The organism is Hyphobacterium sp. CCMP332 (assembly GCF_014323565.1).
GTDB lineage: Bacteria > Pseudomonadota > Alphaproteobacteria > Caulobacterales > Maricaulaceae > Hyphobacterium.
Window position 1 is genome coordinate 1,851,471 of the sequence record NZ_CP058669.1, and the last position, 11,231, is coordinate 1,862,701.

Genomic DNA, 11,231 nt, shown 5'->3' on the forward strand with positions numbered 1-11,231 from the left:
GTTAGCCATGCACCGCAATTCAATCAGAACCTCCGACCATCGCGCTGGTTATTCACTCACCGAAATCATGGTCGTACTGGTCATTATCGGATTGCTCATTGCCCTTGTCGGGCCCCAGCTCTTCCGCTTTGTCGGCCGGGCCAATAGCGACACGGCAGCAGCCCAAGTCGAGAGCATCTCTACCCAACTCGATTTCTATCGTCTGGAAAACGGCGATTATCCGGATAGCGCGCAGGGGCTGACCGCGCTGGTCCTCGAGGGCGGACAATCCGTGCCGGATGATCCCTGGGGCAATGCCTATGTGTATGAGTATCTGGGTCCGGGCCGGGCACGGATCGGGACGTACGGACGCGATGAACAAGAAGGCGGTGAAGGTGAAGATGAAGACATCTTCCGAAATCTCCAGTAGTCGCCGCGGCTTTACGCTCACTGAACTCCTTGTCGTACTGGTAGTCGTCGGGCTGGCGATTGCGCTGGTCGGGCCCATGCTATTCCGAAATTCGCCAGCCAGCGAATTGCGGCACTCCGTCGAATTGATCGAGACGGCGGCCCGAATGGCCCGGACCGAGGCCCGCCTGTCCGGACGCGATACCCTGTTGAGTCTCGATCTGGACGCCAGGACGCTGACCGTCTTGCCCAGCGAACGCGGTTTCCAGCTCGGCCGGAACATCGATCTGCGCGCCACCGTTGCCGATCAGGAGCTCGACGGAGATATCGCCTCTGTGCGTTTCTTCCCCGAAGGTGCCACGACGGGCGGAACTTTCCTGCTGGAACTGGACGACACGCAGCGTGCCATCCGGATCAGCTGGATTACCGGCGCAACCGAGAGGCTGGATCCCGATGACATCGAGTAAGAGCGGTTTCACCCTGCTGGAAACAGTCATCGCCATTGCCCTGGCCAGTGCCGGACTGGCATCTGTCTATCAGGTCTATGCGTCCTCGGCGCGCGCCGAGCAGGGGGCGACTGAAACCGAAACCGCAGCCCGCATTGCGGAATATCTCTTGTTGACGGCAGACTCTGATGCCAACGGCGAAACTGATGGTTTTGTCTGGACGATCGAGGTGTCTGAAGATTCCCGATGGGAGGAGCTTGAAACACTCACCCTTCGCATGATCGCCCCGTCTGGCCGCGAATTCGAACTGGCGCTGGACCGCCCCCGGGCATCGGAGACGCCCTTATGAAACGCGGCTTCACCCTGACCGAAATGCTGATCGCGCTGGCGCTGACAGCGGTCGCGATCACAATCATTTCCGAAGGCGTTCGGCAGACACTGAATTTCCAGCGCCAACTCCAGTCCGCACGCGAGGCCCGCGAAACCCAGACGGTGACGCTTGAAGCGATCCGCAACCGTCTGGAACATCTCGTTCCGGCGACCCGGCCGGGAGATACGAATGGTGAGGCCCAAATCCTGTTCGATGGACAGGCCCAGCGTCTCGTCTTTCTGGCCGCAGACCCCGGCTATCCATCGGAGGCGGGCGTCTATGAATACACGCTGGAACTGACAGGCGGTGAAAGCGAGGGAGTTGAAGACGACGAGATCACCACACCGCAGCTCATCCTGCACCGGCGGTTGCTGACCGATCTTGATGACTTTGACCGGCCCGCTCGCGAGGATGTCGCCTTTTGGGCGCTCCCGCTGAGCCAGCCCTTGAGTTTCGGATATGCCGCGGCAGGAGGCTCGCCCTCCCCCGGCTGGCAGGACACAGCCGCCTACCCGGCGCTGATCACCCTGGCGTCCAGTGAAGCTGACTACGCAGCCCTGACAGTCTTGCTGCCGCGCGAACGCCCGGAGGCAAATGAAGAAACACCCGGACAGGAGACAACACAATGACGTCCCGCCGCGGCATTGCCCTGTTGATCGTGATCGGGCTTCTGGCCGTTCTCGCCATGGCCGCCGGCATGACAGCGCTGGCGGCCCGCGTCTCGACCTCCGCGGCTTTCGCAAGCATGGAAAGACTGGAGCTTCGCACAGCCATCGACAGCGCCGTCGCCCGCACGGCTGTCCAGTTGTCCCGTGAAGACGATCGCTGGATGGCCGATGGACGTCTGTATGAAATGGAGATCGGCGATGTCAGCTTGCGCATTCGCGCCCTCGCCGAACCCGGCCGCTATGATCTCAATCAGGGCAATATCGAAACACTCGCGGCTCTGCTCGAAGAGCTTGATGTCCCGACCCTGACCGCGCGGCGCATTGCCGGCGCCCTCGCCGACTGGCGCGACGAGGACGATGATGTCGGCAACGACGGAGCCGAAGCCGGCGCCTATCGCGCGGACGGACGGCCGCCGCCCGGCAACCGGCCATTCATTGCCGTTGAGGAATTTCGTCAGGTTTTAGGAGTCGACGCGGCCCTCTATGCTGCCGCTGCTCCCTACCTGACCCTGAATGGCGGAGAGGCCGTGACGGGCCGTTATGCGCCGCCCCGCCTGATCGAGGCGACAGGCGTGTCCGCCGGTGATGCGCGCCGTATTCTGTCAGCGCGGGAAGGCAATCGCAGCATCCCCGAGGTCAATGGATCGGCCCAGTTCGATCCCGCCCAACCGGCGGCCTATGCCATCTTTGTCGAGGCCGAAGCGGCATCAGGTGCACGCCTCTCGCGCGAGATCATCATCAGCCTTCCCGGCGCGGAAGGCTTGTATGAGACGCTGTCCCGTCATAGCCATGTATTCGGATATGCTGACTTTCTTGATCCGGAGCCCGATGCGTGACGACAATCCTTGATGCCATTGGACGCGGGTTGAAAACCTGGCGTGACGATGTCGACAGCGCAGCGGCAGAGCTTCCGGTCATTGGTGGTCTGTTCGCCCGTAACTGGCGGGTGCTGCGATATGAAAACGCGAGCGTGGTCTACACAACGGCCAGTGGCGAAAGCCTCGAAATCCCGGCCAGCGAAGAAGCCGGCATTGCCAGCGCCGAAATTGCCCGGCTCGGCAAGAAGGGGCCTCTGGTGCTTCGTATTGCGGGCGCTCTCGGATTTCGCCGGTCCGCGAGCTTTCCCGAGGCGGCCCGGAAGCATCTGGACGAAGCCATAGAACTTGCCTTGCCACGATTATCGCCCTTACCGGCGGCAGATATCGTCTTTGCGGCCGATCGCTCCCGTCTGGAAGAAAGCGATGGCCGGATCAGCCTGCCGGTTTCCATTGTCCGGCGCAGCACGCTGGACGACGCATTGAAACGGGCCTCAGCCCTCGGGCTCGATGTCGCCGCCATTGATCTGGAGCATGATGAAGCCGGCATCGCCCCGAGTCTGGATTTGCGCGACGGCCGGTCTGCGCCCTCAGGCGGACGATCAGCCTTCGTTTTTGCAAGCATCGTCAGCGCCCTTCTGATCGTCGCGACCGGCGGCTTTCTGATTGACCGGGCCGTGCGGCTTGATCCCGAATATGCGACAGCGCGGCGCCCGGCGAGTCTCGAAGCCCGTCTGGAAGCCGCGATCGCGCACGCCGAAAACAAGGCCAGGTCCGGATCGGCCGTCGCAGCGCTCGCAGATCTCAGCCGGCGCTTGCCCGATGGCGCTTACGTCACCAGCTTTGCCTATGAGAACGGCAATGTCCGTATATCAGGTCTGGCCTGGGATGCCGCTGCAGCGCTTCGGGCACTGGATTCTGCCGATGAATTTGTGGGGGCATCGTTCGACGGTGCCACCGTTCGTGACGACGAGACCGGCCGCGAACGGTTTGAGCTGACCGCGCAACATCGCATGATTGGGTCAGGAGGCGGAACATGACACCCGACATTCGCCGCCTGGTGTCATTGATCGCGATCGGCCTCGTTCTGGTCATCAGCCTGACAGGCTTTGGTGTGTCGCTGACCGGTTGGATGGGCGTGCGGTCGGATATCGATCAGGCCCTTGCCGATCAGGACGTCCCGCCGGCGGCCGATCCGGCGCGCTATCTCTCTCCGGGTGAAAGTCACGCCGTCGCGGGATCCAACCTCCAGACCCGCCTCAACGAGGCTGCGCGCAATGCCGGTCTGACAACCGGACGCGTGAACATTTCCCCCGTCAATAGCGCTGACCCGCTCGCCGTCGTGGTGGATTTTCAGGCCGAAGGTGAGATGGATAACCTCGCGCGCCTCTTGCATAGTATGGAAGCATCACTGCCGGCGCTGATCGTTGAGGAAGTCCGCCTGACGCCGGTCCGCAATTCCAGCCGCCTTCAGTTGACCGCCACAATCCGCGCGCGCCGTGAACCCGGAGGCGGATCATGAACCGGCGCACCCTCATCCTGGCCGGTATTGCGGCGGTTCTGACCGTCATCGTCATATTGCGCTACACGGTTTGGAGCGAAGGCGGCGACTCCCGTGTCATAGCGCCCGCGCCACCCCCAGCCTCAACGGTCGCCATACGCGAGGAAAGCGGTGATTTCCTGCCGCCATATTCAGCCTTCCCGGCGATTTCCGATCGTCCACTGTTCCGGCCGGATCGCCGTCCGGAACCGGATGCCGTGATCGAAACACCGGTAGAGGCACCGGTCCAGACACCAGACAGCGAGCCGGAATTCGTCGTTATTGGCACTGTCACCGGGCCGAATGGCGGCGTCGCCACGATCCGCAGCCAGAATGAAACCCGGCGGGCCTATGTCGGCGATACAGTCGAAGGCTGGCGGATTGATGCCATCACGGGTAGCGGCGTTGACGTTTCACGAAACACGGACAGATTTCGGCTGTCGATTGGGGAGCCCGAATAGCCTTTCTTGTCTTTCGGTTTTCGGGGTGAAATCCCAGTCATCACAGAGCGAGCGGCATTGCAGGCTTGCGGTTTCGCGCTATGGTAGGATTCAGGCGAGGAAGTCTCCGCTCCAACAGCGGTATTCAGGGAGTACAGCATGCATAAATTCCTTATTTCGGCATTGGCGCTGACAGCTTTTTCGAGTCCGGCAGCCTTCGCTGATGACATGTTTCAGGGCGTTGAAACCCTTGCCTTTTCGGGTGGTGCCGGAGACGAAGTCCGGTTCACGTCACTCGCGCCTGATGTCATGGAAATGCGCGTCGGCGATCGGATCGACCTGAATTTTGGCCCGGGCTATGTCGCTGAACTGGACCGCATCGACCAGCAGGCCATGGGCGCGCGCACCTGGATCGGCCGCATTGAAGGCGGCGATATCCATGACCGTGTGATCATCTCGGAATTGAACGGCTTCACCTTCGGCAGTATCGCGACCGACGATGGCGTCTGGAATATTATTCCCGGCGAAAATGGCGGTCATCGTATTTTCCAGCATCCGGAAAATGCCGTACTTGAAGGATGGGGTGACGACGAAATCGTCCCGACTCCGGACAGTGTGATTGCTGAGTTTCAGGAGTCCGCGGCGGACAGCGGAGAACTGTCATCGACGGATGCCGTCGCTGTCGGCTCGAACGGAACCATTGATCTCATGGTGCTCTACACGCAGAGCATGGAAGACACCTGGGGCCTCGCCGTTGGCGGGCGGGTTCAATATCTCGTCGCGCTTCTTGACCAGGCGCTGATCGACAGTGACACCGGCCTGCGCGCGCGTCTGGTCTACCTCGACAAGCTGTCCGCTAGCGAGACGGCAAGCAATGCGGACACGCTTTACGATTTGCAGGACGGCGCCGGCCGGGGATTGGCATCCGATAATTCACCACAAGGTGCCGGTCAGGACTTCAGCGCACTTCTCGCCATTCGTGATGCCGTCGGCGCGGATCTGGTCTCCATTATCCGCCGCCATTACAGTGGCTCCGGCGCTGTCAATCGCTCTGGCAGCTCGTGTGGCGTTGCTTTTGTGAATGGTGGGAGCCAAAAAACCATTGGCGTGGCGAATGCCGTTAATGGCGTTGGTATTGTCAGCGACTGGGTCAATGGCAACGACACCAACCTTCTCGATGGATATGGTTTCTGTTCCGATTTTACCTTCGCACATGAGACCGGCCATAATCTCGGTTTCTCTCATAATGTCGAGGATACGACGCTCGGATCGGGCGTGCGGAGCTTTGCACACGGTCATCGGGTTGACTGCGAATTTACGACCATCATGGCGTATGGATCTGATGGCGACGTAACGTGCCCGGGTACCGGCCGCAATGAAGCGCAGGCCCCTTATTTTTCAAACCCGGATCTGAATCTCTGTCCGGGCGGCGCAGCGTGCGGTATTGCTGCACCAGCGTCCGATTTGTCAGCGCCTTTGGCAGACAACCAGGATCCGGCCGATAATGCCCGGGCGGCGCGTGAAGAAGGCAAGAATGTCTCCATCTTCCGCAACGAGGCGCCTCGCATCGTCTCATCAGTGCTTCCCATCACACGCTCTGTCCAGAATGGTGCGACCGCGACGGCCTTTGCGACCATCATCAACCCGGCCGCAACAGGCTCAACCGCAACGGCATGCGGACTGCGCCTCGCAGGCTCTGATGCCTCAAGCTTCTCATATCAGACGACGACATCAGCAAATGCCTTGTCGGGCACAGCCAATACACCCGTTGATATCGCAGCTGGCGCGGCTCAGAATTTCATCTTCTCGGTCACATCGGCTTCGGACTTCTCCGACAATAGCAACCAGGTTGGGGGGGTCGTACCGAGCAGCAATGTCGAAACAGACCTCTTCATCGAAGCGCATTGCTCCAACCGGCGCTCCGCAGAATACACGCTGGGGCTCAACTCGCTGACCTTCCTGTCGCTTTCCATTGCACCCGCAGATGTGATTGCGCTGGCAGCAACGATAAATAATGATGGCCGCATCAATGTACCGACGACCGGCAATCGGGTCGGCGTGGCGTCAGTTGCCGTTTCCAACGTCGGAGCAGGCGCCATTATCACCGCATCGGCCGACACCGCCGGACGCGCTATGGCCGTCTCGGAAATTGAAATCTGTGGGACCGATGCGGCCGGGGCCTGCGTTACCACACGCGGACCCTCAGCGACACTGGCACTCAACACCAATGCGACTGCGACATTTGCGGTTTTTGTTCGCGGAACCGGCGCTGCTATCGCCGATGATCCTGCACGCAATCGTATCTTTATCCGATTTAACGAGGGCAGCGCCCCACGGGGTGCCACCAGCGTAGCCGTTCGCACCCAATAGGAGGGAATATGCGCTATTCTTCCACATTCCTGATTGCAGCGGCATTTGCCCTGGCAACGGCCACTGCGGCGTCTGCGGAAATCCGCGTTGAAGATAATGACGGTGTCTGGACCGTGTCTGCCACTGGCGAGCCCTTGTCAGAAGTGCTGGCCACCATGCAGTCCGAAGCCGGTTTTCGCCTTGTTGGTGCAGATCGTCTGATCGATGATAATGCTATATCGGCTGATATATCCGGCTCACTGGGTGACGTGCTGGCGCGTTTGCTGTCGGGCTTTGACTATGCACTCGTTTATGGCGAGACGCCGGAAACGGCCGATCAGCTTCAGCGCGTTGTGCTGCTGTCCGGGCGTGCCGGCGATGCACCGGATGAAAGTCAGCGCCTGACGGTCGAACGGCTGCCGGCAGAATTGAGCGAGGAAGATGGCGAGCGTGTCAGCGATCTTCTGGCGCGTCAGGTCCAGCCTCTCATGGACGCAGAATCCGGCACAACGAATGCCGGCGGCGGGGACAGCAGCACACTGTCTGCGGCGCCTGCAACACCATCGACGGCGCCGTCAACGTCCAGCGGTGATGATTACGAGCTGGACCCCGAGACCCAGGCGGCCCTGGCCGAAGCGACACGCCGGGCGCAGCAGGATCTTCAGGCTCTGGTCAACGCGCTTCAGGCGGCCGAAGACAACGGCAATAACGACAACTAAGGCGATATGTTTTGAGATACCGGGACGCCGCGGACATCAGTTCGCGGCGTCTTCGTATCTGCCTTCCGGCAGTCCGAGCGCGAGCGACAGATTCTGCATTGCCTGTACGGCAGCGCCTTTCTGCAAATTGTCCAGCACCGAAACGACGGTCAGATGCCGGCCATCTTCAGCGAGACCGAATCCGCCGACAATGGCTCCGGGCCGGCCCGCAATCATGGCCGGCTCGGGAATGTCCTCGACGACCTCGACCAGGGGCTCGCCTTCGTAAAAGGCCCGGTACACTTCCCGACATCCGTCAACCGTCATCATGCCCGTAATCGGAATGTGGACGGTTGTAACCAGTCCGCTGAAAAAGGACGCCACATGTGGCGTGAAATGAATTTCCACGCCGGCATGTGCGGCCATTTCGCGCTCGTGAATATGCCCCGTCAGCGCATAGGGCATCAGATTATCCTTCAGCGCGGCCGCATCATTCTTTCGCGATGGCGTCGTTCCGGCGCCGGAATAGCCGGACACACCAAAGACATGCACCGGCCCCGAAACCATCTCCCGCATCGGGGCAATCGCCAGCTGCCCGCACGTCGCATAGCATCCCGGGTTGGCAATGCGCTTTGCGCCTCTCAGCCTGTCCCGGCCGTAAATCTCCGGCAGACCATACACCCAGAGAGGATCAAACCGGCCATCGGCGGACAGGTCCACCACGAGGGTGTCCGGATCAATATGCTCCAGAAAGCCGGCAGCGGCACCATTGGGCAGGGCCAGAATGATGGCATCCAGCTTGTGACCGCCCAGCGCCTCGGGCGCGACCGCGTCGAATGTCAGATCCGTATCAAATTCGGGCGCGGTATCGCGAACCCTTTGCCCCGCCAGCTCCCGGGAACTGGCCAGCACCAGCGTCATATCCTGTCGCTGCGACAGCAGACGCAAAATCTCGCGGCCGGTATAGCCGCGTCCACCAATAAGCCCGACCCGCGCCGTCACCGGATGGTCTCCAGTGTCTCCGGCAAACCGGCAATTTCGGACACGCGGGCAGGAATACGCGAAAGATCGTTTTCGCCTTTCCAGAAAATCGTCCAGGGCCCCGCCTTGATCGATCCATCGCACTCGTGAAAATAAAAACTGTTCACCGGATTGCTGGTTTTGGACCGCCAGTAGAGATGCGGCGCGTAATCGACCATTTCCTGCCAGACCGCGCGCGCCAGCCCTTCGCCCCGCGCCTCTTCCAGCACGGCGAACTTGTCGAGATAGGCGACCCCCTCCATGCGGGTGATCACCGCTGCCGCGCGATAGTTCTCGGTCACAAACAGCCGGTCGAAGGCCAGCCTGTCCCAGTATCCGGCAATCGGCTTGCGCCCGAAGGAGGCCGCAATCAGCGCCTCGAGCCGGGGCCAGTCGACGTCGGGTTTCCGGGTCAGGGTCAACAATTTCTCGCCGCGGCGGATCAGCGTGCCGGCCCCCGCATGGGTAAACAATTCCTGGCTCAAACCTTCCGGCGAGGTGATCGACACCGAGCTGGTCAGAGGCAGGTCATCCAGCAGGCTTTGAATCTGGTCGATCTTCACGCGCATACCGCCCGTAATCCAGCCCGCTGACATCAGGCGGTCCCGGTCGCTGGCAAGGTTCAGCGTCGAGATCACCTCGCCCTTGTCATCCAGCAATCCGCCGGTCTCGGTCAGGAAAATGATCTTGTACGGCTGAAGCGTCTTCACCAGTGCGGCGACGGCGTGGTCCGCATTGATGTTGACCAGCCGGCCATCATCCGTCTCTCCCAGACAGGCCAGCACCGGAATCTCTCCACCACGCACAGCCGCATCGACAAGGTCAAGATTGACGCCGTCGGGCGCGCCAACGCGGCCATAGACGGCCTCATCCAGAAGGCGCGCCGAAAACACGCCGGTCGGCACACTGGCCGCGCGCCCGCCGCTTTCCCGGATCGCATCGACAATGGCGATATTGGCGGCGCTGAGGGCCTTGCGAATAACCGGAATGGCTTCAGCCGGCGTGACCCGAAGTCCATCAATCCGCTCGCTCGTAATCCGGGCCGCTTCCAGCGCGGCATCCAGCTGTGGGCCGCCACCGTGAACGATGATGGGTGACAGCCCGACGGTCTGCAGGAAGGCCAGGGCCGCGGCCAGCCCGTCCAGATCATCCCGGATCACCGCACCGCCCACCTTGACCACCGCAAAGCGGGACTGATCCAGGCGCGAAAAGCGGTTGAGATAGTCGCGCACCTCCTTGCCATCACGCATATGCGATAGCAGGCGAATAATGGTCGAGCGCGTCGCGGTCTGGCTCATGGTGTGGTGTCCACATGGCGCGCCAGCGCTTCCAGCATGGCCTTTTGAACGTGCAGGCGGTTCTCGGCCTCTTCAATGCCCAGGAAAGCCGGTGAGTCGACGACGCTGTCGGCGATTTTCACATTGCGCCGCATCGGCAGGCAATGGCTGATCGTGGCATTGTCGGTGAGCGCCATCTTGGCATCATCGACCATAAAATCCCGGCCCTTGGCGCGATAAGGTGCTTCACCGTCCCACTGGCCATAAAAGGGCAAGGCACCCCAGCTTTTGGCATAAACCGCATCCGCGCCGGAATAGGCGGCCTCGACATCCGTCATGACGTCGAACGATGTGCCATGTTCCCGGCAACTGGCTTGCGCGGCCGACATGTATCGCTCGTCCAGACGATAGACCTCGTCCGGGACCAGCAGTCTCACATTCATGCCGAATTTCGATGCCATCAGAATGGCGGAGTTGGCGACAGCCGTGTTGAGCGGTTTGGGATGGGGTACCCAGGTCAGAAGGAAGGTCTTGTTTTCAACGCGGCCATGCCGTTCCTGCAGGGCCAGCATCATCGCCAGTTCCTGACAGGGATGAACGATGGTCTCCATATTGACGATCGGAACACTGGCATGACGCGCAAAGGCCGAAATCAGCGGGTCTTCGCGTTCGGTCTGCCAGTTCTGGAATTTCGGGAAACAGCGGATGGCGATCATGTCGACATAACGCGACAGCACTTTGGCCGCCTCGACAACATGCTCTTCGGCATCGCCATTCATGACGACACCATCTTCAAATTCCATCGGCCATGTCCCGGCACGGGCGTCCAGCACAATGCCCTGTCCACCCAATTGCGCAATGCCGATGTCAAACGAGGTTCGCGTGCGCAGCGACGGATTGAAAAACACCAGCGCAACAGACTTTCCGGACAGGGCTGAGCTCGACGCGCCGGCCTTGAGCGCCTTCGCGCGATCCAGAATGGATTGCAGCTCGTCCTGATCCCAGTCTTCAGTCGTCAGAAAATGGCGCATCATAATCGTCCCGTAGAAAAAAGCCCGGCTCACCGGGCCGGGCCTTCATAACATCTGCCTGCGCGCTTGAAAGCCAGCGATTTCATGCTGGCAGCGCATCATCTTGTTGCGGTCCCTCCTGCGCGCACACGCGGGTCAGCCAGACAACGCCAGCAAGCCGGGCCTGCAATAATCAAAAGGCGCATTTTTG

The 11,231-nt window shown here is 60.9% G+C and carries 13 protein-coding genes; 10 read left to right on the plus strand and 3 right to left on the minus strand.

The genetic code is table 11. The features are described 5' to 3' along the window. Positions 1–7 precede the first annotated feature (7 nt). The 10 genes from gspG to HXX25_RS09450 all read left to right on the plus strand — a co-directional run bounded on the left by gspG (position 8) and on the right by HXX25_RS09450 (position 7,734). The gene (gspG, locus tag HXX25_RS09405) at positions 8–409 is read left to right on the plus strand and encodes a type II secretion system major pseudopilin GspG (RefSeq protein ID WP_187165669.1); all 402 of its coding nucleotides are present in this window, start codon (positions 8–10) and stop codon (positions 407–409) included. Next, complete coding sequence (locus HXX25_RS09410) at positions 381–854, plus strand: GspH/FimT family protein (RefSeq protein ID WP_187165670.1); 474 nt, start codon at positions 381–383, stop codon at positions 852–854. Before gspG ends, HXX25_RS09410 begins: the two co-directional genes overlap by 29 nt. After that, the gene (locus HXX25_RS09415; RefSeq protein WP_187165671.1) at positions 841–1,182 is read left to right on the plus strand and encodes a prepilin-type N-terminal cleavage/methylation domain-containing protein; all 342 of its coding nucleotides are present in this window, start codon (positions 841–843) and stop codon (positions 1,180–1,182) included. Before HXX25_RS09410 ends, HXX25_RS09415 begins: the two co-directional genes overlap by 14 nt. Continuing rightward, on the plus strand, positions 1,179–1,832 hold the full coding sequence (locus tag HXX25_RS09420) for a type II secretion system protein J (RefSeq protein ID WP_187165672.1): 654 nt from the start codon (positions 1,179–1,181) through the stop codon (positions 1,830–1,832). The genes HXX25_RS09415 and HXX25_RS09420 overlap by 4 nt, the downstream gene beginning before the upstream one ends. Next, positions 1,829–2,707, plus strand: a complete 879-nt coding sequence (locus HXX25_RS09425; RefSeq protein ID WP_187165673.1) for a general secretion pathway protein GspK — start codon at positions 1,829–1,831, stop codon at positions 2,705–2,707. Before HXX25_RS09420 ends, HXX25_RS09425 begins: the two co-directional genes overlap by 4 nt. After that, entirely contained in the window at positions 2,704–3,726 is a 1,023-nt protein-coding gene (locus HXX25_RS09430) for a PilN domain-containing protein (RefSeq protein WP_187165674.1), read from the plus strand. Before HXX25_RS09425 ends, HXX25_RS09430 begins: the two co-directional genes overlap by 4 nt. Beyond that, on the plus strand, positions 3,723–4,208 hold the full coding sequence (locus HXX25_RS09435; protein WP_187165675.1) for a GspMb/PilO family protein: 486 nt from the start codon (positions 3,723–3,725) through the stop codon (positions 4,206–4,208). The genes HXX25_RS09430 and HXX25_RS09435 overlap by 4 nt, the downstream gene beginning before the upstream one ends. Next, positions 4,205–4,687, plus strand: coding sequence for a hypothetical protein (locus HXX25_RS09440; protein WP_187165676.1), 483 nt, complete (start codon positions 4,205–4,207; stop codon positions 4,685–4,687). Before HXX25_RS09435 ends, HXX25_RS09440 begins: the two co-directional genes overlap by 4 nt. A 138-nt stretch (positions 4,688–4,825) precedes the next feature. Beyond that, on the plus strand, positions 4,826–7,036 hold the full coding sequence (locus HXX25_RS09445; RefSeq protein WP_187165677.1) for a reprolysin-like metallopeptidase: 2,211 nt from the start codon (positions 4,826–4,828) through the stop codon (positions 7,034–7,036). A gap of 8 nt (positions 7,037–7,044) precedes the next feature. Then, complete coding sequence (locus HXX25_RS09450; protein WP_187165678.1) at positions 7,045–7,734, plus strand: hypothetical protein; 690 nt, start codon at positions 7,045–7,047, stop codon at positions 7,732–7,734. Between the two features lie 36 nt (positions 7,735–7,770). On the opposite strand, the gene argC is transcribed toward HXX25_RS09450, so the two are convergent. Genes argC through HXX25_RS09465 form a run of 3 tightly spaced genes read right to left on the minus strand, consistent with a single transcriptional unit; the run spans position 7,771 to position 11,041 of the window. Next, entirely contained in the window at positions 7,771–8,715 is a 945-nt protein-coding gene (argC, locus tag HXX25_RS09455; protein ID WP_187165679.1) for an N-acetyl-gamma-glutamyl-phosphate reductase, read from the minus strand. Then, entirely contained in the window at positions 8,712–10,031 is a 1,320-nt protein-coding gene (locus HXX25_RS09460) for an acetylglutamate kinase (RefSeq protein WP_187165680.1), read from the minus strand. The genes argC and HXX25_RS09460 overlap by 4 nt, the downstream gene beginning before the upstream one ends. After that, a complete protein-coding gene (locus tag HXX25_RS09465; protein WP_187167807.1) occupies positions 10,028–11,041 on the minus strand; it encodes an N-acetylornithine carbamoyltransferase in 1,014 nt (337 codons plus the stop codon). Before HXX25_RS09465 ends, HXX25_RS09460 begins: the two co-directional genes overlap by 4 nt. Positions 11,042–11,231: the final 190 nt, after the last annotated feature.

Excerpts from the sequence above, each read along its gene's own strand:
- gspG (WP_187165669.1), top strand. The coding sequence starts at position 8 with ATGCACCGCAATTCAATCAGAACCTCCGACCATCGCGCTGGTTATTCA.
- HXX25_RS09410 (WP_187165670.1), top strand. The coding sequence starts at position 381 with ATGAAGACATCTTCCGAAATCTCCAGTAGTCGCCGCGGCTTTACGCTC.
- HXX25_RS09415 (WP_187165671.1), top strand. The coding sequence starts at position 841 with ATGACATCGAGTAAGAGCGGTTTCACCCTGCTGGAAACAGTCATCGCC.
- HXX25_RS09420 (WP_187165672.1), top strand. The coding sequence starts at position 1,179 with ATGAAACGCGGCTTCACCCTGACCGAAATGCTGATCGCGCTGGCGCTG.
- HXX25_RS09425 (WP_187165673.1), top strand. The coding sequence starts at position 1,829 with ATGACGTCCCGCCGCGGCATTGCCCTGTTGATCGTGATCGGGCTTCTG.
- HXX25_RS09435 (WP_187165675.1), top strand. The coding sequence starts at position 3,723 with ATGACACCCGACATTCGCCGCCTGGTGTCATTGATCGCGATCGGCCTC.
- HXX25_RS09440 (WP_187165676.1), top strand. The coding sequence starts at position 4,205 with ATGAACCGGCGCACCCTCATCCTGGCCGGTATTGCGGCGGTTCTGACC.
- HXX25_RS09445 (WP_187165677.1), top strand. The coding sequence starts at position 4,826 with ATGCATAAATTCCTTATTTCGGCATTGGCGCTGACAGCTTTTTCGAGT.
- HXX25_RS09450 (WP_187165678.1), top strand. The coding sequence starts at position 7,045 with ATGCGCTATTCTTCCACATTCCTGATTGCAGCGGCATTTGCCCTGGCA.
- HXX25_RS09460 (WP_187165680.1), bottom strand. The coding sequence starts at position 10,031 with ATGAGCCAGACCGCGACGCGCTCGACCATTATTCGCCTGCTATCGCAT.
- HXX25_RS09465 (WP_187167807.1), bottom strand. The coding sequence starts at position 11,041 with ATGCGCCATTTTCTGACGACTGAAGACTGGGATCAGGACGAGCTGCAA.